Below are 23,319 nucleotides of genomic sequence, written 5' to 3'. Positions count from 1 at the left end.
CTAGATGGCAATCGGCTAACCCCTGCGTCGGCACCCGCGACGACGGCGCGAGGGCGCGGACGAATGCCGAATCACCTGGTAATTCGGACGGTTCCGGGGCACGCCCCGGACCGACCGCCAACTCCGGTCCGGGCGAGCGTCCCGGGCTCTGATCCAAATAGTGGAGGGCTCCAATCGTGGCGAAGGTGAACATCAAGCCACTCGAGGACAAGATTCTCGTGCAGGCCAACGAGGCCGAGACCACGACCGCGTCCGGTCTGGTCATTCCTGACACCGCCAAGGAGAAGCCGCAGGAGGGCACCGTCGTTGCCGTCGGCCCTGGCCGGTGGGACGAGGACGGCGAGAAGCGGATCCCGCTGGACGTTGCCGAGGGTGACACCGTCATCTACAGCAAGTACGGCGGCACCGAGATCAAGTACAACGGCGAGGAATACCTGATCCTGTCGGCACGCGACGTGCTGGCCGTCGTTTCCAAGTAGTAGAGCGTGTTCCGCCCCGGCGATCCCCGTGCTCACCACGGGTGATTTCCGGGGCGGCATGCGTTAGCGGACTAGCCCTGCGTAGAGGAGCCTGATGAGCAAGCTGATCGAATACGACGAAACCGCGCGTCGCGCCATGGAGGTCGGCATGGACAAGCTGGCCGACACCGTGCGGGTGACGCTGGGGCCGCGCGGCCGGCATGTGGTGCTGGCCAAGGCGTTTGGCGGACCCACGGTTACCAACGACGGCGTCACGGTGGCACGTGAGATCGAGCTGGAAGATCCGTTTGAAGACTTGGGCGCCCAGCTGGTGAAGTCGGTGGCCACCAAGACCAACGATGTGGCCGGTGACGGCACCACCACCGCAACCATCTTGGCGCAGGCACTGATCAAGGGCGGCCTGCGGCTAGTGGCCGCCGGCGTCAACCCGATCGCGCTCGGCGTGGGAATCGGCAAGGCCGCCGACGCGGTATCCGAGGCGCTGCTGGCATCGGCCACGCCGGTGTCCGGCAAGACCGGCATCGCGCAGGTGGCGACGGTGTCCTCGCGCGACGAGCAGATCGGTGACCTGGTTGGCGAAGCGATGAGCAAGGTCGGCCACGACGGCGTGGTCAGCGTCGAAGAATCCTCGACGCTGGGCACCGAGTTGGAGTTCACCGAGGGTATCGGCTTCGACAAGGGCTTCTTGTCGGCATACTTCGTTACCGACTTCGATAACCAGCAGGCGGTGCTCGAGGACGCGTTGATCCTGCTGCACCAAGACAAGATCAGCTCGCTTCCCGATCTGTTGCCATTGCTGGAAAAGGTTGCAGGAACGGGTAAGCCACTACTGATCGTGGCTGAAGACGTGGAGGGCGAAGCGTTGGCGACGCTGGTCGTCAACGCGATTCGCAAGACGTTGAAAGCGGTCGCGGTCAAGGGGCCGTACTTCGGTGACCGCCGTAAGGCGTTCCTTGAGGACCTGGCGGTGGTGACGGGTGGCCAGGTGGTCAACCCCGACGCCGGCATGGTGCTGCGCGAGGTGGGCTTGGAGGTGCTGGGCTCGGCCCGACGCGTGGTGGTCAGCAAGGACGACACGGTCATTGTCGACGGCGGCGGCACCGCAGAAGCGGTGGCCAACCGGGCGAAGCACTTGCGTGCCGAGATCGACAAGAGCGATTCGGATTGGGATCGGGAAAAGCTTGGCGAGCGGCTGGCCAAACTGGCCGGCGGGGTTGCTGTCATCAAGGTGGGTGCCGCCACCGAGACCGCACTCAAGGAGCGCAAGGAAAGCGTCGAGGATGCGGTCGCGGCCGCCAAGGCCGCGGTCGAGGAGGGCATCGTCCCTGGTGGGGGAGCCTCGCTCATCCACCAGGCCCGCAAGGCGCTGACCGAACTGCGTGCGTCGCTGACCGGTGACGAGGTCCTCGGTGTCGACGTGTTCTCCGAAGCCCTTGCCGCGCCGTTGTTCTGGATCGCCGCCAACGCTGGCTTGGACGGCTCGGTAGTGGTCAACAAGGTCAGCGAGCTACCCGCCGGGCATGGGCTGAACGTGAACACCCTGAGCTATGGTGACTTGGCCGCTGACGGCGTCATCGACCCGGTCAAGGTGACTAGGTCGGCGGTGTTGAACGCGTCATCGGTTGCCCGGATGGTACTCACCACCGAGACGGTCGTGGTCGACAAGCCGGCCAAGGCAGAAGATCACGACCATCACCACGGGCACGCGCACTGAACTCCGGTCAGCAGACGCAAAAGCCCCCGACACGCCGAGCGTGCGGGGGCTTTAGCGTCTGCTCGCGCGGCTTAAGCTGTGCGGCGGATGCCGCGGGTGCGTCCCATGGTGCCCTTGAGGAGTAGGTCGCGCTCGGATTCGGACAGGCCACCCCAAACGCCATAGGGCTCACCGACCTCTAACGCATGGGATCGGCACGCCTCGATCACGGGGCAGCGCCGACACATTTCCTTGGCGCGTTGTTCGCGCTGCGTTCGGGCACGGCCACGCTCGCCGTCGGGATGGAAGAACATCGATGAGTCCATGCCGCGACACAGGCCTTGCAATTGCCAGTTCCAGATGTCTGCGTTGGGTCCCGGTAGCTGCTCCGGCTGTGGCATTGCTGATTCCCTCTCTGCACGACACGCCCAAGTGGAGGTTGGGTTCGCGGACGCGCGAGTTGTGCAACTGAAGTGGAGTGGCGTCACCGATGACTACCGTCAAGGATAGACGCTAGGGGCGCTGCCGAATTTCCGTCAATAGGCGTCCGTTGGCGTGCAATATCGGACCGTTGCGTGAGAATTAACTCTGCGTTCATCTGCGCCGCATTCGCCGCCTGCGCCGCATGCTATCCCGGGCGGATAGATGAGGTATTTGCCCAGGTCAGCGCATGCTGTGAGTACGCCTAAATTAGCGCAAAGAAAGCTGTGAGTAATATGCCGTTAACGAAGAAACCACCAACTTTTTACTGATGAAGGCACGGCTATCACGGTGAATGAAACTCCTCACGCTCCGGTGGTTGAGCAAGTGTTGGTCGCTGCCGCCTTCGGAAACCAGCCGGGCCGCTGGCCGCTACCGACGGCGATCACGCCACACCAACTGTGGTTGCGCGCCGTGGCCGCTGGTGGGCAGGGTCGTTACGCCCACGCCTATGGCGACCTGTCGGTGCTGCGACGCCTGGTGCCGGCGGGCCCGTTGGCATCGCTGGCGCATAGTACGCAGGGATCGTTGTTGCGGCAGCTTGGTTGGCACACGCTGGCGCGCGGCTGGGATGGTCGTGCCTTGGCGTTGGCCGGCGCCGATCGGGAAGCTGGTGCCGATGCACTGATCGGGCTGGCGGCCGATGCGCTTGGCGTCGGCCGCTTCGCCGCCGCGGGGGCATTGTTAGATCGCGCGGATCCGTTGGTGGTGTCCCCGCTCGTGGCGGACCGCCTGGCGGTGCGTCGGCGGTGGGTCGCCGCCGAGTTGGCGATGGCCACCGGCGACGGCGCAACTGCTGTCCGCCATGCCGAGGAAGCGGTCGAGCTGACGCAGGCCATGGCCGTCGCGTCGGCGCGCCACCGCGTCAAAAGCGACGTGGTGTTGGCCGCCGCGCTGTGCAGTGCTGGCGCCGTCGCGCGAGCACGCGCCGTCGGTGAAGCGGCTCTCGATGCCACCGCCCGGTTTGGGCTCTTGCCGCTGCGGTGGGCGCTGGCATGCTTGCTGATCGATATCGGCACCGTCACGTTTTCAGCACAACAGCTGCGCGAACTCACCAAAATACGCAATATTTGCGCAGGCCAGGTGCGGCGCGCCGGTGGATGCTGGCGTACCGCTTAAAACGCGGTTGGGCCGTTATGGTCGATCCGGGAGTTAGCCCGGGATGTGTCCGCTTCGTAACGTTGGAGATATCGCCGTCGATGACAATGCAAGGGGAACGTCTCGACGCTGTGGTTGCGGAGGCCGTGGCAGGAGACCGGAACGCGCTTCGGGAGGTGCTGGAGACCATCCGCCCGATCGTCGTGCGATATTGCCGAGCGCGAGTCGGCACGGTCGAACGGAGCGGCCTGTCAGCAGATGACGTGGCACAGGAGGTGTGCTTGGCCACCATAACGGCGCTGCCGCGCTATCGGGACCGCGGCCGGCCATTCCTGGCGTTTCTGTACGGCATCGCGGCGCACAAGGTTGCCGACGCCCATCGGGCAGCCGGCCGTGACCGGGCCTATCCCGCCGAAACGCTTCCTGAGCGCTGGTCAGCCGACGCCGGCCCGGAGCAGATGGCCATCGAGGCCGATTCGGTCACCCGGATGAACGAATTGCTTGAGATCTTGCCGGCCAAGCAACGCGAGATCCTCATTCTGCGTGTTGTCGTCGGCCTGTCCGCGGAAGAGACCGCCGCCGCCGTCGGCAGCACCACGGGGGCGGTCCGGGTGGCCCAGCACCGTGCACTTCAGCGGCTGAAGGACGAGATTGTTGCGGCAGGTGACTATGCGTGAATTTGGTAATCCCCTTGGCGATCGGCCGCCATTGGATGAGCTGGCCCGCACCGATCTGCTGCTCGACGCACTCGCCGAACGGGAGGAGGTTGACTTCGCGGATCCTCGCGATGACGCGTTGGCCGCCCTGCTCGGACAGTGGCGCGACGACTTGAGGTGGCCGCCGGCCAGTGCCCTGGTTTCACAGGACGAGGCCGTCGCCGCGTTGCGCGCCGGGGTAGCGCAACGGCGACGGGCTCGTCGCAGCCTGGCGGCCGTCGGGTCGGTGGCCGCGGCGCTGTTGGTGCTGAGCGGGTTCGGCGCCGTGGTGGCCGATGCTCGCCCCGGGGACCTGTTGTACGGCCTGCACGCGATGATGTTCAACCGATCGCGGGTCAGCGACGATCAGATCGTGCTGTCGGCCAAGGCCAATCTGGCGAAGGTCGAGCAAATGATTGCCCAAGGCCAATGGGCCGAGGCGCAGGATGAGCTGGCTGAGGTCAGCAGCACCGTGCAGGCCGTGACTGACGGTAGCCGCCGGCAGGACCTGATCAACGAGGTGAACCTGCTGAATACCAAGGTGGAGACGCGCGACCCGAACGCCACGCTGCGGCCCGGCTCGCCGTCCAACCCTGCGGCTCCGGGTTCGGTGGGAAACTCGTGGACTCCGCTGGCTCCAGTCGTCGAGCCGCCGACCCCCCCGACGCCTGCATCGGCAGCTGAACCGTCGATGTCGTCAGGCGTCTCGGAGAGCCCCATGCCGAACTCCACGTCCACGGTGGCAGCCAGCCCCAGCACGCCGTCATCAAAACCCGAGCCGGGCTCAATTGACCCCTCGTTGGAACCCGCCGACGAGGCGACGAATCCGGCGGGGCAGCCAGCACCGGAAACGCCGGTGAGTCCGACGCACTAGCGAGCGCGATCAGCGGCGGCGGAACCTGTCCGCGTCTGGTGCTGCCTCGTTGAGCGAAGCATCGGCATATCCCCGGCAGTAATCCCAGGTGACGTAGGAGTCCGGTTCGGGATCGTAGGCCGGCTCGTGCGGGCGGACGGTGCCGTCGATAAGCAGTTGCAACAGATTGGAACGCAGCATGTCCCAGTCGTGATAGTGGTCTTGCTGGCACTCGTCGCAGCACACTACAAGTCCACGAATTCCCTTGTGCGCCAACAGAGCTTCGTATACGGCCAGATCGGCCAAGTCGGCCTCGACGGCCATCCGCTCTTGTTGATCGAGGGGCTGGCCAGGCTCGACTGCCTCCAGTGCGGCCGACGGGTCACAGGGGTCGTCGGCAAACGGATCGGGCGGCAAACCCGGCGGCAGGTGGTCGCGCACCCCTCTACACTACGCAAGCACGCGGTGATAACGCCAGAAATTGAGTTCTCGCTTCGTGTCGGGCTGACCACACGCTGGCGCAGCCTCGTCGCGGTGTGATTGTCCGGTTCTTCTCGGCCAGCGCTGCGGCGCGCATCGTCACCGGGCGGTTACGAGCCGATAGGATGGGCTTCTCACTGAAAACATGCGTATGGAGGGCCCCACCGATGTCCCGTGGCATGTCCGGCCTGGAAGACAGCTCCGACCTGGTGGTCAGCCCGTACGTTCGCATGGGCGGCCTGACTACTGACCCGGTGCCCACCGGCGGCGACGACCCGCACAAGGTGGCGATGCTGGGGCTGACATTCGACGACGTCTTGTTGTTGCCGGCGGCTTCCGACGTGGTGCCCGCCACCGCGGATACCTCCAGCCAGCTCACCAAGAAGATCAGGCTCAAGGTGCCACTGGTCAGCTCGGCGATGGACACCGTCACCGAGTCGCGTATGGCCATCGCGATGGCACGGGCGGGTGGCATGGGGGTGTTGCACCGCAACCTGCCCGTTGCCGAGCAAGCCGGCCAGGTCGAGATGGTGAAGCGATCCGAGGCCGGCATGGTCACCGATCCCGTCACCTGCCGGCCGGACAACACCTTGGCCCAGGTCGATGCGCTGTGCGCCCGGTTCCGGATCTCCGGGTTGCCGGTGGTCGACGACGACGGTGCGCTGGTGGGCATCATCACCAACCGTGACATGCGGTTTGAGGTCGACCAGTCCAAGCAGGTCGCCGAGGTGATGACCAAAGCCCCGCTGATCACCGCTCAAGAGGGTGTCAGTGCGTCCGCGGCGCTGGGCCTGTTGCGCCGCAACAAGATCGAGAAGCTGCCCGTGGTCGACGGCCGCGGCCGGCTGACCGGGCTGATCACCGTCAAGGACTTCGTCAAGACCGAGCAACACCCGCTGGCCACCAAGGACAGCGACGGCCGGCTGCTGGTGGGGGCGGCCGTCGGCGTCGGCGGCGATGCCTGGGTGCGCGCCATGATGTTGGTCGACGCCGGGGTCGACGTGCTGGTCGTGGACACCGCGCACGCGCACAACCGGTTGGTGCTCGACATGGTGGGCAAACTCAAGTCCGAAGTCGGCGACCGGGTTGAGGTGGTAGGCGGCAACGTCGCCACCAGGTCCGCGGCCGCGGCCCTGGTCGACGCCGGAGCCGACGCGGTGAAAGTCGGCGTGGGGCCGGGGTCGATCTGCACGACGAGGGTGGTGGCCGGGGTGGGCGCGCCGCAGATCACGGCGATCTTGGAAGCTGTAGCGGCTTGTCGTCCTGCTGGCGTGCCGGTGATCGCCGACGGCGGACTGCAGTACTCCGGCGACATCGCCAAGGCGCTGGCCGCCGGTGCGTCGACGGCCATGCTGGGCTCGCTGCTGGCCGGCACAGCCGAGGCGCCCGGTGAGCTGATCTTCGTGAACGGCAAGCAGTACAAGAGTTATCGCGGCATGGGATCACTGGGTGCCATGCGAGGGCGTGGGGGGGCGACGTCGTATTCCAAGGATCGCTACTTCGCCGACGACGCGCTGTCGGAAGACAAACTGGTGCCGGAAGGGATCGAGGGGCGGGTGCCGTTCCGTGGTCCGCTGTCGTCGGTGATCCACCAGTTGACCGGTGGCCTGCGCGCCGCGATGGGCTACACCGGGTCGCCCACCATCGAGGTGCTACAGCAGGCGCAATTCGTCCGGATCACACCCGCGGGCCTCAAGGAGAGTCATCCCCACGACGTCGCGATGACCGTCGAGGCGCCCAACTACTACGCGCGCTAACGGCGACCTGGATATCTAGATGGTCGAGATCGGCATGGGCCGCACCGCCCGCCGCACCTATGAACTCAGCGAGATTAGCATCGTGCCGTCGCGGCGCACCCGCTCGTCGAAGGACGTCTCCACGGCCTGGCAGCTGGACGCCTACCGGTTCGAGATCCCGGTGGTGGCACACCCCACCGATGCCCTGGTGTCCCCGGAGTTCGCGATCGAGCTCGGCCGGCTGGGCGGGCTGGGCGTGCTCAACGGCGAGGGGCTGATCGGCCGCCACCTCGATGTCGAGGCAAAAATCGCCCAACTCTTGGAAGCTGCAGCGGCCGACCCCGAACCGTCGACGGCGATCCGGTTGCTGCAGGAGCTGCACGCGGCACCGCTAAATCCCGACCTGTTGGGTGCCGCGGTGGCTCGCATCCGCGAGGCCGGGGTGACCACCGCGGTGCGGGTGAGCCCGCAAAACGCCCAGTGGCTGACACCGGTACTGGTTGCGGCCGGTATTGACTTGCTGGTCATCCAGGGGACCATCGTCTCCGCCGAGCGCGTCGCCAGCGACGGCGAGCCGCTCAACCTGAAGACCTTCATCTCCGAGCTCGACATACCGGTCGTCGCCGGCGGGGTGCTCGACCACCGCACCGCGCTGCATCTGATGCGCACCGGCGCCGCCGGCGTCATCGTTGGCTACGGCTCCACCCAGGGGGTGACGACGACCGACGAGGTGCTGGGCATCAGCGTGCCGATGGCGACCGCGATCGCCGACGCTGCCGCCGCGCGGCGCGACTACCTCGACGAGACGGGCGGCCGCTACGTGCACGTGTTGGCCGACGGCGACATCCACACTTCCGGCGAGTTGGCCAAGGCCATCGCCTGCGGCGCCGACGCGGTGGTGCTGGGTACCCCGTTAGCCGAATCGGCCGAGGCGCTCGGCGAGGGATGGTTCTGGCCGGCCGCGGCGGCGCACCCGTCGTTGCCGCGGGGGGCGTTGCTGCAGATCGCGGTCGGCGAGCGGCCGCCGCTGGCGCGGGTGCTGGGCGGGCCGTCGGACGACCCGTTCGGCGGCCTGAATCTGGTCGGTGGGCTACGCCGATCGATGGCCAAGGCCGGGTATTGCGACCTCAAGGAGTTCCAGAAGGTCGGCCTGACCGTTGGGGGCTGACGCCACCTGAGAGACTGATTAACTGGCCCGATGTAAAGGGGGTCATACTGCAGCGATGAAGCCGGATTACGACGTCCTGATTATTGGATCGGGTTTCGGGGGCAGCGTCACCGCGCTGCGGCTGACGGAAAAGGGCTACCGGGTCGGCGTGCTGGAGGCCGGCCGCCGGTTCTCCGACGAGGAGTTCGCCAAGACGTCGTGGGACCTGCGCAAGTTTCTCTGGGCGCCGAGGTTGGGCTGCTATGGCATTCAACGTATCCACCCGCTGCGCAACGTGATGATCCTGGCCGGCGCCGGGGTGGGCGGGGGCTCCCTCAACTACGCCAACACGTTGTACGTGCCGCCGGAGCCGTTCTTCGCCGACCAGCAGTGGTCACACATCACCGACTGGCGTGGCGAGCTGATGCCGCACTACCAGCAGGCGCAGCGGATGCTCGGGGTGGTGCAAAACCCGACCTTCACCGACGCCGACCGCATCGTCAAGGAGGTCGCCGACGAGATGGGGTTTGGCGACACCTGGGTGCCGACCCCGGTTGGAGTGTTCTTCGGCCCCGACGGCACCAAGACGCCCGGCAAGACCGTGCCCGATCCCTACTTCGGCGGTGCCGGGCCGGCGCGCACCGGCTGCCTGGAATGCGGCTGCTGTATGACGGGCTGTCGCCACGGTGCCAAGAACACCCTGGTGAAAAACTACCTTGGCCTCGCGGAATCAGCTGGCGCGCAAGTGATTCCGATGACCACGGTGAAGGGGTTTGAGCGGCGGTCCGACGGGTTGTGGGAGGTCCGCACAGTGCGAACCGGCAGTTGGCTGCGCCGGGATCGGCGCACCTTCACCGCAACGCAGCTGGTGCTGGCCGCGGGCACCTGGGGGACCCAGCATCTGCTGTTCAAGATGCGGGATAGGGGTCGGCTCCCTGGTCTCTCGAAGCGATTGGGTGTCCTTACCCGCACCAACTCAGAATCGATCGTCGGGGCCGCCACCTTGAAGGTCAATCCGGACCTGGACCTGACCCACGGCGTGGCGATCACGTCGTCGATTCACCCGACGGCCGACACCCACATCGAACCCGTGCGCTACGGCAAAGGCTCCAACGCGATGGGGCTGCTGCAGACCTTGATGACCGACGGCTCCGGTCCGCAGGGCACCGATGTGCCGCGCTGGAGGCAGTTGCTGCAGACCGCCAGTCAGGATCCGCGCGGCACCATCCGGATGCTCAATCCCCGGCAATGGAGCGAGCGCACCGTGATCGCGCTGGTCATGCAGCACCTGGACAACTCGATCACCACGTTCACCAAGCGCGGGAAGCTGGGTATCCGCTGGTACTCGAGCAAGCAGGGACACGGCGAGCCGAACCCTACATGGATCCCGATCGGCAACCAGGTCACCCGTCGCATCGCCGCCAAAATCGACGGCGTGGCCGGCGGCACCTGGGGTGAGCTGTTCAACATCCCGCTCACCGCGCACTTTCTCGGCGGCGCGGTGATCGGCGACGACCCCGAGCACGGCGTCATCGACCCCTATCACCGGGTCTATGGCTATCCGACGCTGTACGTGGTTGACGGTGCGGCGATCTCGGCGAACCTGGGTGTCAACCCGTCGCTGTCCATCGCCGCTCAAGCCGAGCGGGCCGCCTCGCTGTGGCCGAACAAGGGCGAAACCGACCGGCGGCCACCGCAGGGTGAGCCCTATCGTCGGCTGGCGCCGATCCAACCGGCGCACCCGGTGGTGCCTGCCGACGCCCCGGGCGCGCTACGGTGGTTGCCGATCGATCCGGTCAGCAACGCGGGCTGAGGCATCAGGAAGCGTGCGGTCGTTGGATATGGTCACCGGACTGCGCCGGGTGAGGCGGTGACGAAGCCGACCTCACGGCATCCGCTCAACAATCGGTGGTCGTAGGTGACGAAGGCTGTCAGTTCCCGCTTGATCTGGGCTGCGGCCGCGAGGTGAATCGCGTCGAGAGAACGTAGGGTGGCCGGTCCGATCGTTTCAGCTAGACCGATCACCGGTTCGGTGAGCGGGAGGATGTCGAGCCCGTCGAGTAGGTAACGCGCACGCTCAGTTTGGCCTGGTTGTCCGTATCGGGCAACGACTCTCATCAACTCGACCCGGCCAAGGGTGCTTGTCGCCGCGTCCTCGCCCTGGCCGCTTTGCGCGGTCAGCCATGTCCGCAGTTCGGTCGTCTCGGGCTCGGAGATGAGCAGCTTAGTCAGGGCCGAGGTGTCCATATAGATCACTGCTCGTCGCGCATTTCGTTGAGAACATCGGACAGGGTGCGCTTGCGGCCGCGCGCCGGTTCGGCGGTGACGTCGAGAAGGTTTTGTGGACGACGAGCCGGAATCAGGACACCTGATTCAATCAGGGCTTCGCGAGAACGCTCCGCGGCCTGCACCGGGATGAGTCGGGCCACAAGTCTTCCTTTGTTGGTAACGCCAAGTTCCTCGCCGGCTTCAACCCGGGCGAGGTATCGCGATGCGTGCTGTCTTAGTTCTCGGATTCCGATTGCCTCCACAAGCCCAACGGTAGCACGCATGGTGCTACATAATTGCGTTGCGCTTACTGGTTGATCAGCCAGCGATCTCCATCGGCGCCCCGCTGATCACCCGGCTAGCCTGCCCGTACACGTCGACGGGCACGTCGCCCATCAAGGTGACCCGGTGCATCAGCCGGTGCTGGTCGTCGTAGTCGTCGATCGCCCGGTGTTGGGTGGCCCGGTTGTCCCAGATGGCTACGTCGCCCGGCGCCCAGTTCCAGCGGATGGTGTTTTCGGGCATGGTGATTCGCCGTTGCAGCACTTCGAATAACACCCTTGATTCGTGGCTGTCCAACCCGACGAAGCTGCGCACGAAGTCGCCCGCTAGCAGCGTGCGCTCACCGGTCTCCGGGTGTACCCGCACCACGGGATGCTCGGTGCGGAAGTCCGGCTTCTCGAACACCTGACGGAAGGCCCGCTGCGCCGCGGTCAGCGGTTTGGTCGTGACGTAGTCATAGCGGTTGGTGTGCAGCGCCCACAGGTTTTCGGTGAGGCACTTGAGCGGCTCGGGCAGCTCCGCGTAGGCCGCGGCGGTGTTGGCCCACAACGTCGACCCGCCATAGCTGGGCAGGGAGACCGCGCGCAGTACCGAGGCGGCCGGATAGTTGGCGGCGAACGTGACGTCGGTGTGCCAGCGGTTCGCCTTGCCGAACTCGGAGTTGATCGGCGTGATGATCGGTGCATCGTCGGCGAGGGCGATCGCGGCCGGGTGGCCGATCGGGGTGCCCAGTAACCCGGCAAACGCCAGCTGCTCGGCGTCATCGAGTTGGTGCTGACCGCGGAAGAAGACCACCTTGTGGGCCAGTAGTGCCGCGCGAATCTCGTTGACTGCGGCGGGGTCCAGATCGCCTCCGAGGCGCACCCCGTCGATTTGGGCGCCGATACGGCTGCCCAGCTTCTTCACGGTAATCAGATCTGTCATTGCTGGCGTCCTCAATGAATGGTTAGTGTAGTCAGATGACTACATCGGTTACTGTAGCCGGATGACTACGCGTCCGGCAACCGACCGCCGCAAGATGCCCACTGGGCGGGAAGAGGTAGCGGCCGCAATCCTGCAGGCCGCCACCGACCTGTTCGCCGAGCGTGGGCCAGCCGCGACGTCGATTCGCGACATCGCCGCTCGATCCAAGGTCAACCACGGGCTGGTGTTTCGTCACTTCGGCACCAAGGACCAACTGGTTGGGGCCGTGCTCGATCACCTGGGCACGAAGCTGACCAGACTGTTGCACTCCGAGGCGCCCGCTGACATCATCGAACGGGCTCTCGACCGACATGGGCGGGTCTTAGCCCGGGCACTGCTGGACGGATATCCCGTGGGCCAGCTGCAACAGCGATTTCCCAATGTTGCGGAGCTGCTCGACGCGGTACGGCCTCGCTACGACAGCGACTTGGGCGCGCGGCTGGCGGTCGCGCACGCCCTTGCGCTGCAATTCGGTTGGCGGCTCTTTGCGCCCATGCTGCGCTCGGCGACGGGTATCGACGAGCTGACCGGTGACGAACTACGGCTGTCCGTGAACGATGCGGTAGCCCGGATCCTGGAACCGCACTGACTGATGTCCCTGCGCTGGCCCCAGCGTGGCCGTCCGGTATGCGTCGGCCCTGAAGTAGGGTGAGCTGGTGTTGGGGGCTCCGCTGATGGGCGCTGGGCAGGCTGGCGGGGGCGAGTCGTGACGATATTGATCCTGACCGACAACGTCCACGCCCATGCTCTGGCGGTCGATCTGCAGGCCAGGCATGGCGATATGGACGTCTATCAGTCCCCCATCGGCCAGCTGCCGGGTGTCCCGCGATGTGATGTCGCAGAGCGCGTCGCGGAAATCGTGGAGCGGTATGACCTCGTCCTTTCCTTCCACTGTAAACAGAGGTTTCCCGCCGCTTTGATCGATGGGGTCAGGTGTGTGAATGTTCATCCGGGTTTCAACCCCTACAACCGCGGCTGGTTTCCCCAGGTCTTCTCGATCATCGACGGGCAAAAAGTCGGCGTGACGATCCACGAGATCGACGATCAGTTGGACCATGGTCCGATCATCGCCCAGCGGGAATGCGCGATCGAGTCGTGGGATTCCTCGGGAAGTGTCTACGCCCGGCTGATGGACATCGAGCGTGAGTTGGTGCTGGAACATTTCGACGCCATCCGGGACGGCAGCTACACGGCTAAATCGCCGGCCACCGAGGGCAACCTCAACCTGAAAAAGGATTTCGAACAACTCCGGCGGCTAGACCTGAACGAACGCGGAACGTTTGGGCATTTCCTGAATCGCCTGCGCGCGTTGACCCATGATGATTTCCGCAACGCTTGGTTCGTCGATGCGTCAGGCCGCAAGGTGTTTGTCCGCGTCGTGCTCGAACCGGAGAAGCCCGCGGAAGCCTAACCACCGCCTCGAGGTTATGTTAGCCTTCCCTTATTTGATGACTATGATCACTCCACCCACCTTCGACGTTGCGTTCATCGGCAGCGGGGCCGCGTGCTCTATGACTCTGCTGGAAATGGCCGATGCCCTGCTGAGCAGCCCCTCGGCATCGCCCAAGTTGCGCATCGCGGTGGTGGAGCGAGACGAGCAGTTCTGGTGCGGAATCCCCTATGGCCAACGCTCCAGCATCGGATCGCTGGCCATTCAGAAGCTCGACGATTTCGCCGACGAGCCGGAAAAGGCCGCCTACCGGATCTGGCTGGAGCAGAACAAGCAGCGCTGGCTGGCGTTCTTCCAGGCAGAGGGCGGTGCGGCCGCGGCCCGCTGGATCTGCGACAACCGCGACGCATTGGACGGCAACCAGTGGGGGGAGCTCTACCTGCCGCGGTTTCTCTTCGGTGTATTTCTGTCGGAGCAGATGATTGCCGCCATCGCCGCGCTCGGCGAGCGTGACCTGGCCGAAATCGTCACCATCCGCGCTGAGGCCATGAGCGCCCACTCCGCAGACGGCCACTACCGAATCGGCCTCCGCCCGTCTGGAAACGGTCCAACGGCAATTGCTGCAGGCAAAGTGGTTGTGGCCATTGGCAGCCCCCCGACCAAAGCCATCCTTGCGAGCGATTCCGAACCCGCATTCACCTATATCAACGATTTCTACTCCCCCGGCGGGGAGAGCAACGTAGCGCGACTGCGCGATTCGCTCGACCGCGTCGAGTCGTGGGAGAAGCGCAACGTACTGGTCGTGGGTTCCAACGCCACCTCGCTGGAAGCGCTCTACCTAATGCGTCACGACGCGCGCATCCGCGCACGCGTCCGGTCCATCACCGTCATCTCGCGCTCCGGCGTGCTGCCCTACATGATCTGCAATCAGCCGCCGGAGTTTGACTTCCCGCGGCTGCGCACGCTGCTCTGTACGGAAGCGATCGCCGCGGCGGATCTCATGTCCGCGATCCGCGACGATCTCGCGACGGCCGAAGAACGCTCGTTGAACCTGGCCGATTTGTACGACGCCGTTGCCGCCCTGTTTGGGCAGGCGCTGCACAAGATGGATCTCGTGCAGCAGGAAGAGTTCTTCTGCGTGCACGGCATGAACTTCACCAAGTTGGTGCGGCGTGCGGGACGCGATTGCCGCCAGGCATCCGAGGAGCTAGCCGCGGACGGCACGCTGAGCCTGCTCGCCGGCGAAGTACTGCGCGTGGATGCCTGCGCGTCCGGCCAGCCGTTCGCCACCATGACCTACCGAGCCGCGGGAGCCGAGCATACCCACCCCGTCCCCTTCGCTGCGGTGGTGAATTGTGGCGGTTTCGAGGAGCTGGACACGTGTTCCTCGCCGTTCCTGGTCAGCGCGATGCAGAACGGGCTGTGCCGCCCGAACCGCACCAACCGTGGCCTTCTGGTTAACGACGACTTCGAGGCCAGCCCAGGTTTTTGCGTCATCGGGCCCCTAGTCGGCGGCAATTTCACTCCCAAGATCCGTTTTTGGCACGTCGAGAGCGCACCGCGCGTCCGGTCGCTGGCGAAATCGCTGGCGGCCAGCCTGCTTGCTTCGCTCCAGCCCGTCGCACTGGCCCCATGCTGAACGCGCCGTGCCGGTCACCGAGCCGGGCTTGACAGGCTGCTTCAATGCGCCGCACCTTCCTCATCTGCCCCACGCGTACCGACCCGGACCGACTACGCGAGGCGGCCATATCGCTAGCCCTGTGGCGCCGGGACGAATGAGGCGGGTGAGACACCAGGGAACGTGCACCGTGCGTGCCGGGTCGCCCACGCGTGGACAGCCGGGGTCACTCCCGGGGGTGACATTCTTAAGAGGTAAGGCTAACCTCAAGTTCGACATGATGCGGTTCTCGCGGTAACTGCTTCAGGCGCCGATGCCAACGATGGTGCGACGAAGTGCGCTGCGGAAACTGTCCCGACGCGCTGCAAACGGACCTTGAGCTCTGCATATATGAAGATCCGAACGTTATCCGGCTCGGTGCTGGAGCCGCCGTCCGCAGTACGCGCGGCCCCAGCCACGTCCATGTTAAAACTCGAGCCGGGTGGCTCGACGATCCCCAAGATCCCCTTCATCCGCCCGAGCTTTCCCGGGCCAGCCGAGCTCGCCGAGGACTTCGTACAGATCGCCCAGGCTAACTGGTACACGAACTTCGGTCCGAACGAGCGGCGGTTTGCCCGCGCCCTGCGCGACTATCTGGGACCTCATCTGCACGTTGCTACCCTCGCCAACGGCACCCTGGCACTCCTCGCGGCGCTCCACGTCAGTTTCGGCGCCGGTACGCGCGACCGCTACCTGCTGATGCCGTCGTTCACGTTCGTCGGCGTGGCTCAGGCTGCGCTATGGACTGGGTACCGTCCCTGGTTCATCGACATCGACGCCAACACATGGCAGCCATGCGTCCACTCCGCCCGCGCCGTCATCGAACGCTTCCGCGACCGGATCGCCGGCATCCTGCTGGCCAATGTGTTCGGCGTCGGCAATCCCCAGATCAGCGTCTGGGAGGAGCTCGCCGCCGAATGGGAGCTACCGATTGTGCTCGACTCGGCGGCCGGCTTCGGCTCCACGTACGCCGACGGCGAGCGCCTCGGTGGACGCGGTGCATGCGAGATCTTCTCCTTCCATGCGACCAAGCCGTTCGCGGTTGGTGAGGGCGGCGCTCTGGTTTCTCGCGATCCACGGCTCGTCGAGCACGCATACAAGTTCCAGAACTTCGGCTTGGTGCAAACACGCGAGTCCATCCAGCTCGGAATGAACGGCAAGCTGTCGGAGATCAGCGCCGCTATTGGCCTACGCCAACTAGTCGGGCTTGATCGCCGCCTGGCAAGTCGCCGCAAGGTCCTCGAGTGCTATCGCACCGGTATGGCCGACGCGGGTGTGCGTTTCCAGGACAACGCCAATGTTGCGTCGCTCTGTTTCGCGAGCGCTTGCTGCACGTCCGCCGACCACAAGGCCGCGGTTCTGGGTAGCCTGCGTAGGCACGCGATCGAGGCGCGCGACTACTACAACCCACCGCAGCACCGACATCCGTACTTTGTGACGAATGCCGAGTTAGTCGAGTCGACCGATCTAGCCGTCACGGCGGACATTTGCTCGCGAATCGTGTCGCTGCCAGTCCACGACCACATGGCCCCGGATGACGTTGCCCGGGTCGTCGCCGCCGTGCAGGAAGCGGAGGTGCGCGGTGAATGAGACGTTCACCGGTGCCGCCCAGGTAGACGCAGACGCGTCCCCGCAAGCGGGTGGTGCCCCCAGCGCGGCCCGCATCGTCACCGGGCTAAGCCGATTGCCCGGCTCCTCCTCGGGCCGCTACGCGGCCCGCATCGTCACCGGGCTCAGGCTGGATTGCCCGGCTCCTCCTCGGGCCGCTACGCGGCCCGCATCGTCACCGGGCTAAAGCCCGGCGGTGCACTGGCTCGCGGCCTGGCGGCTGCGGTGGTGGCGGCAGCAGCGGCTTACGGGTGCGCACGGCGATGGTGGACGGTGTGTCCGTGTGCAGCGTCAGATCTTGGCCGGCGTGGCGCATGGTCAGCTGGGTGCCGGGACCGTCGCCAAGGATGAAGGTGACGTCGGTGTGGTTGGCGTCGACGATCAGCCGGAAGCCGCGCCATCGCAGCCGGAACCGCAGCCGCGAGATGCCGTCGGGCAGCTGCGGATCGATGGACAGGATGCCCTCGTCGTCGCGTAGGCCGCCGAACCCTACGACCAGCGCCGTCCAGGCTCCGGCCAGCGAAGCCATGTGTAGGCCGTCACGGGTGTTGCGGTGCAGGTCGCGCAGGTCGATCAGGGCGGCTTCGTAGGCATAGTCGTGGGCCAACTCGAGATGGCCGACCTCGGCGCACATCACCGCCTGAGTGCAGGCCGACAACGACGAGTCGCGCACCATGCGCCGTTCGTAGTAGTCGACGTTGCGCGCCTTCTGCTCGGGCGTGAACGCGTGACTCTGCCACTGCATCGCCAGCACCAGGTCGGCCTGCTTGATCACCTGTGCGGGATACAAGCGCACGTAGGCCTCGTGCAGTAGCAACGGATAAGTGGTGTTGGCTTCGAAATCCCACTCCGCAAGGGTGGTGAACCCTTCACACTGCTGGTGGACACCGAGTTCCTCGTCGTAGGGAATGTTGGCGGCGTCGGCCGCGTCGCGCCAGGCGGCCATCTCCTCGGTGGTGACACCCATGGCCTCCGCCGCCTCGGGGTGGCGCAAGCAAGCATCGGCGGCGGTGTGCAGATTGTGCGCCGCCATCAGATTCGTGAACACGTTGTCGCGGACGACCGCCGTGTACTCGTCGGGACCGGTGACCCCGTCGAGGTGCCAGACGCCGTGGCGGTCGTGGTGCCCGAGCGAGAGCCACAGCCGGGCGGTCTCGATCAGCACCGCAAGGCCGCATTCCTCCTCCAGCGAACCGTCGCCGGTGACGATGCGGTACCGCTCGAACGCCATCGCGATGTCGGCGTTGATGTGCCAGGCCGCCGTGCCGGCCGGCCAGTAGGCCGAGGACTCCTGTCCGCGGATGGTCCGCCAGGGAAAGGCGGCACCTTCCAGGCCGAGCTCGGCCGCCCGCTCCTTGGCCAGGTCCAACGTCGACGCCCGCCACCGCAGCGCGTCGGCGACCGCATGCGGTGCGGTGTAGGTGAGCACCGGTAGCACGAAACCTTCGGTGTCCCAAAAGGCGTGGCCGTCATACCCGGTTCCGGTGAGCCCCTTGCTGGGGATCGCGCGGCGTTCGGCGCGCGCGCTGGCCTGCAACAGGTGAAATAACCCGAAACGCACCGCTTGCTGACATTCCGGGTCGCCCTCGACCTCCACGTCCGCGCTGTCCCAGAAGTCGTCGAGGTAGGCGCGTTGCGCGTCCAGCAGCCCCTGCCAGCCGCTGTAGCGGGCACCGTGCAGCGCGCCGGCGGCCTGGTCGCGCAGCGCCGGGCGGGAGCGCAGGCTGGACCAGCCATAGGCCAGGTATTTGACGATGCGCAGCTTCTGTCCCGGGCGCAGCCCGCAGATCACGGTGGTTCGGGCCAGGTCCGGGCGGGCGTCGGTGGTGATCTCGACCCGCCCGGGAACCTCGACCTCGTGTTCCATCCCTGCGGCCATCATCAGCGCGCTGGCTCGGGTGCGGTGCATGAGAAGTGCACCCCGCTCGGTGCGTTCGTGCTCGACGGCCTGTAGCGGCCTGTCCAGGATGGCCGACACCCGCGGGTCGGCCGAGGTCTCCGGTACGTCCTCGTTGGTGACGAGTTCGGACTGCACGGTCACGCGAACGAATTCCTCGATTGCCTCGACGACGTACTCGATCGCCGCGACGCTGCGGTGGGCCAGCGACACCAGCCGGGTGGACGTCACTTTGACTTGCTTGCCCGCCGGTGAGCGCCAGTGCGCGCGGCGGGTCAGCGTCCCGGCGCGCAGGTCGAGGATCCGTTCGTGGGAGATCAATTCGCCATACCGGACGTCGAACGGCTCGTCGCCGACCAACAGGCGAAAGATCTTGCCGTTGGTGACGTCGACAACGGTCTGGCCGGCCTCCGGATATCCATAACCGGCCTCGGCGTACGGCAGCGGCCGGATTTCGTAGAAAGAGTTCAGGTAGGTGCCCGGCAGTCCGAAGGGTTCGCCCTCGTCGAGGTTGCCGCGTAATCCAATGTGCCCGTTGGACAAGGCGAATAGGGATTCGGACTGGGCCAGCAGGTTCAGGTTGAGCTTGGTCTCGCGGACCTGCCACGGTTCGACGGGGAAGGCGTCCTCGGTGATCATCGCCCGATCATGCCCTACAGCAGCTCGGCGAGATCGGTTACCACCACGTCGGCGCCATGGCGGCGCAACTGGGCGGCCTGAGCCGCCCGGCCCGTTCGGTTGATGCCCACCACTACGGCGAAGTTGCCGGCGCGGCCGGCCGCCACCCCGGACAGGGCGTCCTCGAACACCGCCGCCGCGTCGGGGGTAACCCCCAACAGTTCTGCCGCGCGCAGGAAGGAGTCGGGGGCCGGCTTGCCGGCGATGTGCTCTTCGCGCAACGTCACGCCGTCCACCCGCTGCTGGACGAACCGGTCCAGACCGGTGGTCGCGAGCACGTCGCGGGTGTTGGCGCTCGAAGACACCACGGCCACACCGAGACCCGCGGCCGTGACCGCCTCCAGGTAGCGCCGCGACCCGTCGAACACCTGGGCCCCATCGTCGCGCAGCAGCTTGTGGAACATGTCGTTCTTGCGGTTGCCCAGGCCATACACCGTCTCGGCGGCGCCCGGGTCATCCGGGGAACCGTCGGGTATTTCGATGGCGCGGCTGCTCAGAAACGATCGAACGCCGTCTTCGCGTTTCTTGCCGTCCACATACGTGTGATAGTCCGCGGCAGGGTCGAAGGGAACGAATTTTTCGCCGGTGCGCTCGGCTCGCTCGGCTAGGTAGGCGTCAAACATGGCCTTCCACGCCTTGGTATGCAGGCTCGCGGTATCGGTGAGCACACCGTCGAGGTCGAACAGGCAAGCACGCACCTTCTCGGGCAGACCCAGCACGCGGGACCTCACTTCCGGATAGTTCGGGCGATACCAGTTCGCCATGCCTGGCGGCTCTGCCCGCGTACCAAGCCTACGAGTTAGGCCCGGCTATAGTGCCGGGGCCACCTACTTCAGCACCGCGCTGATGTAGCGGCGGTCGGCGAACCGAGTTATGTGGTCGTCCTCGAAGGGCGGCAGCCCTTGGGCCGCAAAGAGTTCCTTGCCGGTGCTGGTGGTGACCTGCCAGCCGGAGCCGGCGAGGTAGTCGGCCACGTCGTTGCGTTGATCGAAGTAGATCAGCTCGGTCAAGTCCAGATCAAAGCCGCGTTCCCGCCATGCCTCGGCCGCGGCTTTCATGCGCATCTTCTTCTCATCTTCCTCGGCCAGGTCGAGCACCAGTGGGCTCTGGCTGGCCAACCGGCTGTCAGGGGCGCTGAGCGCGGTAATCGCATCGAGCAGGCGGTCCTGCCCCTGTGGGGGCAGGTAGCTCAGCAACCCCTCGGCGCTGAAGGCTGTCGGTCTGGCCGGGTCGAAGCCGGCGTTCTTCAGCGCCGTCGGCCAATCGTTTCGCAGATCGACGGCCACGGCGTGCCGTTCTGCGTTGGGTTCGGCGTTCAGATTGGCGAGGGCCCGTGTCTTGAACTTGATGACTGCGGGCTGGTCGATCTCGTAGACCACCGTGCCCGGGGGCCAGGGCAGTCGGTACGCGCGGGTGTCGAGCCCAGCCGCCAGAATCACTACCTGCCGAATACCCGCCGTGGTTGCGTCACCGAAAAAGTCATCGTAGAACTTGGTCCGAATCGCGATGTTGTCGATCATCCACCGACCCCCGGTGGCGTGGTCGCCGATGTCCTCAAGCCTCAACTCGCCGCTGGCCAGCCGGGTAAACAGGTCGATGCCGACGGCGCGCACCAGCGGCTCGGCGAATGGATCATTGATCAAAGGGTTTTCGGCCCTGCTAGCCAACGCCCGGGCGGTGGCGATCATTGTGGCGGTCGCCCCCACGCTGGAGGCCAGATCCCAGGTGTCATTGTCGGTACGCGTCATCCGTCCGCTCCTGCCAAGGTCCTTTTGATTAATAGTCTGACCAGCGATCTCCAATAGTGCCTCCGCCATTGCACGTTGTGCACATTTTCGCGTATTGCTGGGCAAATTGCCCATGGGCCGTGCCATGAGCGAATGCTAGATTCACGCAATGCGCGGTACCGACGAAAAGTACGGACTGCCACCGCAACCCGACAGCGACCGTATGACCCGTCGTACGCTTCCCGTTTTGGGACTCGCACACGAACTCATCACACCGACGCTGCGCCAGATGGCTGACCGCCTCGATCCCCACATGCGGCCCGTCGTGTCCTACCACCTCGGCTGGTCTGATGAACGCGGCCGTCCAGTGAACAACAACTGCGGCAAGGCAATCCGTCCTGCTTTGGTGTTTGTCGCCGCCGAAGCCGCCGGCGCCGACCCCCACTCGGCGATTCCCGGAGCCGTCTCGGTTGAACTGGTGCACAACTTCTCGCTCGTCCATGACGACCTCATGGACCGCGACGAGCACCGTCGGCACCGGCCGACGGTGTGGGCACTGTGGGGCGATGCGATGGCGCTATTGGCCGGTGATGCGATGCTGTCGCTGGCGCACGAGGTCCTGCTGGATTGCGATTCACCACACGTCGGTGCGGCGCTGCGCGCGATTTCGGAAGCCACCCGTGAGTTGATCCGTGGGCAGGCCGCCGACACCGCATTCGAAAGCCGAACCGACGTCGCACTCGATGAGTGTCTCAAGATGGCTGAAGGCAAGACCGCAGCACTGATGGCAGCCAGCGCAGAGGTCGGCGCGTTACTCGCTGGCGCACCGCGTTCGGTGCGAGAAGCGTTGGTTGCCTACGGTCGTCACATTGGACTTGCCTTCCAATTGGTCGACGACCTGCTCGGCATTTGAGGCCGTCCTGAGATCACCGGCAAGCCGGTGTACTCGGACCTTCGCTCCCGCAAGAAAACTCTGCCCGTTACCTGGACCGTGGCGCACGGCGGTTCGGCCGGCCGCCGCCTCGCAGCGTGGCTGGTGGACGAGACGGGCAGCCAGACAGCGTCCGATGATGAGCTCGCAGCGGTCGCAGAACTGATCGAGTGCGGTGGGGGGCGCAGGTGGGCAAGCGCGGAGGCCCGCCGACACGTAACGCAAGGCATCGACATGGTGGCGCGCATCGGCATTCCCGATCGCCCGGCCGCTGAGCTTCAGGATTTGGCTCACTACATCGTCGATCGTCAGGCGTGACTGACCAACACCGTAGTTGGAGGACGGCATGACCGAGATCGAACAGGCGTATCGAATCACCGAGTCGATCACGCGCACGGCCGCCAGAAACTTCTACTACGGCATCCGACTCTTGCCGCGCGAAAAGCGAGCGGCACTATCTGCGGTCTATGCGCTCGGCCGCCGGATCGACGACGTCGCCGACGGCGAGCTGGCCCCCGAGACCAAGATCACCGAGCTCGATGCCATCAGGAAATCACTTGATAATATTGATGATTCATCCGATCCGGTGCTGGTTGCGCTGGCTGACGCGGCTCGCCGGTTTCCGGTGCCGATCGCGATGTTCGCAGAGTTGATTGACGGCGCCCGTATGGAAATCGACTGGACTGGTTGCCGCGATTTCGACGAGCTGATCGTCTACTGCCGCCGGGGGGCCGGCACGATCGGAAAGCTTTGTCTTTCCATCTTTGGACCCGTCAGCACGGCGACGTCGCGATACGCCGAGCAGTTGGGAATCGCTCTGCAGCAAACCAATATTCTGCGCGACGTTCGAGAGGACTTTTTGAATGGACGGATCTACCTGCCGCGCGACGAGCTGGACCGATTAGGCGTACGCCTCCGCCTGGACGACACCGGGGCACTCGATGACCCCGACGGACGGCTCGCGGCACTGCTGCGGTTCAGTGCCGACCGCGCCGCAGACTGGTATTCGCTGGGACTGCGGCTGATTCCACACCTCGACCGCCGCAGCGCTGCCTGCTGTGCGGCCATGTCTGGCATCTACCGCCGTCAGCTCGCCTTGATCAGAGCATCGCCGGCGGTCGTCTACGATCGGCGAATCTCTCTGTCGGGACTGAAGAAGGCCCAAGTGGCGGCGGCAGCACTGGCCTCTTCGGTAACCTGCGGACCGGCCCATGGACCGCTACCGGCCGACCTCGGGAGTCACCCCAGCCACTAGAC

At 65.6% G+C, this 23,319-nt stretch carries 22 protein-coding genes and 1 pseudogene; 15 read left to right on the top strand and 8 right to left on the bottom strand.

All coding sequences use genetic code 11. The annotated features are described in order from the left end of the window. The first annotated feature begins 176 nt into the window (after nt 1-176). Entirely contained in the window at nt 177-479 is a 303-nt protein-coding gene (groES, locus tag MCAN_RS18095) for a co-chaperone GroES (RefSeq protein WP_003418028.1), read from the top strand. 94 nt (nt 480-573) lie between these two features. Then, nucleotides 574-2,193, top strand: coding sequence for a chaperonin GroEL (groL, locus tag MCAN_RS18090; RefSeq protein WP_003418021.1), 1,620 nt, complete (start codon nt 574-576; stop codon nt 2,191-2,193). Between the two features lie 71 nt (nt 2,194-2,264). On the opposite strand, the gene whiB3 is transcribed toward groL, so the two are convergent. Beyond that, nucleotides 2,265-2,573: a redox-responsive transcriptional regulator WhiB3 gene (whiB3, locus tag MCAN_RS18085; RefSeq protein ID WP_003418017.1), complete on the bottom strand. Its 309-nt coding sequence runs from the start codon at nt 2,571-2,573 to the stop codon at nt 2,265-2,267. A gap of 370 nt (nt 2,574-2,943) precedes the next feature. On the opposite strand from whiB3, the gene MCAN_RS18080 reads away from it, so the two are divergent. The 3 genes from MCAN_RS18080 to rsdA all read left to right on the top strand — a co-directional run bounded on the left by MCAN_RS18080 (nt 2,944) and on the right by rsdA (nt 5,319). Beyond that, on the top strand, nt 2,944-3,771 hold the full coding sequence (locus MCAN_RS18080) for a hypothetical protein (protein ID WP_014001732.1): 828 nt from the start codon (nt 2,944-2,946) through the stop codon (nt 3,769-3,771). Nucleotides 3,772-3,851: 80 nt separating this feature from the next. Beyond that, on the top strand, nt 3,852-4,427 hold the full coding sequence (sigD, locus tag MCAN_RS18075) for an ECF RNA polymerase sigma factor SigD (protein WP_003917787.1): 576 nt from the start codon (nt 3,852-3,854) through the stop codon (nt 4,425-4,427). Next, complete coding sequence (gene rsdA / locus MCAN_RS18070) at nt 4,420-5,319, top strand: anti-sigma D factor RsdA (RefSeq protein WP_014001731.1); 900 nt, start codon at nt 4,420-4,422, stop codon at nt 5,317-5,319. Before sigD ends, rsdA begins: the two co-directional genes overlap by 8 nt. Nucleotides 5,320-5,328: 9 nt before the next feature. On the opposite strand, the gene MCAN_RS18065 is transcribed toward rsdA, so the two are convergent. Next, the gene (locus MCAN_RS18065) at nt 5,329-5,739 is read right to left on the bottom strand and encodes a DUF5319 domain-containing protein (protein WP_003418008.1); all 411 of its coding nucleotides are present in this window, start codon (nt 5,737-5,739) and stop codon (nt 5,329-5,331) included. A 206-nt stretch (nt 5,740-5,945) separates the two neighbouring features. Between MCAN_RS18065 and guaB the strand changes: the two genes are divergently transcribed. From guaB to choD, 3 genes are read left to right on the top strand one after another with little or no spacing between them, the layout of a single operon-like run. Further along, entirely contained in the window at nt 5,946-7,535 is a 1,590-nt protein-coding gene (gene guaB / locus MCAN_RS18060) for an IMP dehydrogenase (protein WP_003900682.1), read from the top strand. Between the two features lie 19 nt (nt 7,536-7,554). Then, on the top strand, nt 7,555-8,682 hold the full coding sequence (locus MCAN_RS18055) for a GuaB3 family IMP dehydrogenase-related protein (protein ID WP_003418005.1): 1,128 nt from the start codon (nt 7,555-7,557) through the stop codon (nt 8,680-8,682). A 55-nt stretch (nt 8,683-8,737) separates the two neighbouring features. Continuing rightward, nucleotides 8,738-10,474, top strand: coding sequence for a cholesterol oxidase (gene choD / locus MCAN_RS18050; protein ID WP_003418002.1), 1,737 nt, complete (start codon nt 8,738-8,740; stop codon nt 10,472-10,474). A gap of 32 nt (nt 10,475-10,506) precedes the next feature. On the opposite strand, the gene MCAN_RS18045 is transcribed toward choD, so the two are convergent. Genes MCAN_RS18045 through MCAN_RS18035 form a run of 3 tightly spaced genes read right to left on the bottom strand, consistent with a single transcriptional unit; the run spans nt 10,507 to nt 12,135 of the window. Then, nucleotides 10,507-10,917 carry a type II toxin-antitoxin system VapC family toxin gene (locus tag MCAN_RS18045; protein ID WP_003417998.1) on the bottom strand — a complete coding sequence of 137 codons (411 nt, stop codon included), beginning with the start codon at nt 10,915-10,917 and terminating at the stop codon, nt 10,507-10,509. Beyond that, nucleotides 10,914-11,192 carry a type II toxin-antitoxin system Phd/YefM family antitoxin gene (locus MCAN_RS18040; protein ID WP_003912220.1) on the bottom strand — a complete coding sequence of 93 codons (279 nt, stop codon included), beginning with the start codon at nt 11,190-11,192 and terminating at the stop codon, nt 10,914-10,916. Before MCAN_RS18040 ends, MCAN_RS18045 begins: the two co-directional genes overlap by 4 nt. A 55-nt stretch (nt 11,193-11,247) precedes the next feature. Beyond that, nucleotides 11,248-12,135 carry an alpha-ketoglutarate-dependent sulfate ester dioxygenase gene (locus MCAN_RS18035; RefSeq protein ID WP_003900050.1) on the bottom strand — a complete coding sequence of 296 codons (888 nt, stop codon included), beginning with the start codon at nt 12,133-12,135 and terminating at the stop codon, nt 11,248-11,250. 61 nt (nt 12,136-12,196) lie between these two features. On the opposite strand from MCAN_RS18035, the gene MCAN_RS18030 reads away from it, so the two are divergent. The 5 genes from MCAN_RS18030 (at nt 12,197) to MCAN_RS22750 (ending at nt 17,016) form a co-directional block, all read left to right on the top strand. After that, nucleotides 12,197-12,763, top strand: coding sequence for a TetR/AcrR family transcriptional regulator (locus tag MCAN_RS18030; protein ID WP_003417984.1), 567 nt, complete (start codon nt 12,197-12,199; stop codon nt 12,761-12,763). Between the two features lie 117 nt (nt 12,764-12,880). After that, the gene (locus MCAN_RS18025) at nt 12,881-13,585 is read left to right on the top strand and encodes a dTDP-4-amino-4,6-dideoxyglucose formyltransferase (RefSeq protein WP_003417980.1); all 705 of its coding nucleotides are present in this window, start codon (nt 12,881-12,883) and stop codon (nt 13,583-13,585) included. Nucleotides 13,586-13,601: 16 nt separating this feature from the next. Continuing rightward, nucleotides 13,602-15,203: an FAD/NAD(P)-binding protein gene (locus MCAN_RS18020; protein ID WP_003417969.1), complete on the top strand. Its 1,602-nt coding sequence runs from the start codon at nt 13,602-13,604 to the stop codon at nt 15,201-15,203. Between the two features lie 369 nt (nt 15,204-15,572). Continuing rightward, a complete protein-coding gene (locus MCAN_RS18015) occupies nt 15,573-16,811 on the top strand; it encodes a DegT/DnrJ/EryC1/StrS family aminotransferase (protein ID WP_014001730.1) in 1,239 nt (412 codons plus the stop codon). After that, on the top strand, nt 16,804-17,016 hold the full coding sequence (locus tag MCAN_RS22750; protein ID WP_082226966.1) for a hypothetical protein: 213 nt from the start codon (nt 16,804-16,806) through the stop codon (nt 17,014-17,016). Before MCAN_RS18015 ends, MCAN_RS22750 begins: the two co-directional genes overlap by 8 nt. Here the strand turns inward: MCAN_RS22750 and MCAN_RS18010 are convergent. The 3 genes from MCAN_RS18010 to MCAN_RS18000 all read right to left on the bottom strand — a co-directional run bounded on the left by MCAN_RS18010 (nt 17,005) and on the right by MCAN_RS18000 (nt 21,152). Then, a complete protein-coding gene (locus tag MCAN_RS18010; protein WP_003900047.1) occupies nt 17,005-19,365 on the bottom strand; it encodes a glycoside hydrolase family 65 protein in 2,361 nt (786 codons plus the stop codon). The two genes, MCAN_RS22750 and MCAN_RS18010, sit on opposite strands and share 12 nt — an antisense overlap. A gap of 14 nt (nt 19,366-19,379) precedes the next feature. Then, nucleotides 19,380-20,168 (bottom strand): beta-phosphoglucomutase family hydrolase, encoded by a 789-nt coding sequence (locus tag MCAN_RS18005; protein WP_014001729.1) that lies wholly within the window; start codon nt 20,166-20,168, stop codon nt 19,380-19,382. A gap of 63 nt (nt 20,169-20,231) precedes the next feature. Continuing rightward, on the bottom strand, nt 20,232-21,152 hold the full coding sequence (locus MCAN_RS18000; protein WP_041179756.1) for a class I SAM-dependent methyltransferase: 921 nt from the start codon (nt 21,150-21,152) through the stop codon (nt 20,232-20,234). Nucleotides 21,153-21,300: 148 nt separating this feature from the next. Here MCAN_RS18000 and idsA1 point away from each other — a divergent pair. After that, a pseudogene (gene idsA1, locus MCAN_RS17995) lies at nt 21,301-22,380 on the top strand ((2E,6E)-farnesyl diphosphate synthase). A 28-nt stretch (nt 22,381-22,408) separates the two neighbouring features. Then, on the top strand, nt 22,409-23,317 hold the full coding sequence (gene hpnD / locus MCAN_RS17990) for a presqualene diphosphate synthase HpnD (RefSeq protein WP_003417954.1): 909 nt from the start codon (nt 22,409-22,411) through the stop codon (nt 23,315-23,317). Nucleotides 23,318-23,319 lie beyond the last annotated feature (2 nt).

Source organism: Mycobacterium canetti CIPT 140010059 (assembly GCF_000253375.1).
Classification (GTDB): Bacteria; Actinomycetota; Actinomycetes; order Mycobacteriales; family Mycobacteriaceae; genus Mycobacterium; species Mycobacterium tuberculosis.
This window is presented reverse-complemented; position numbering and strand designations above follow the sequence as displayed.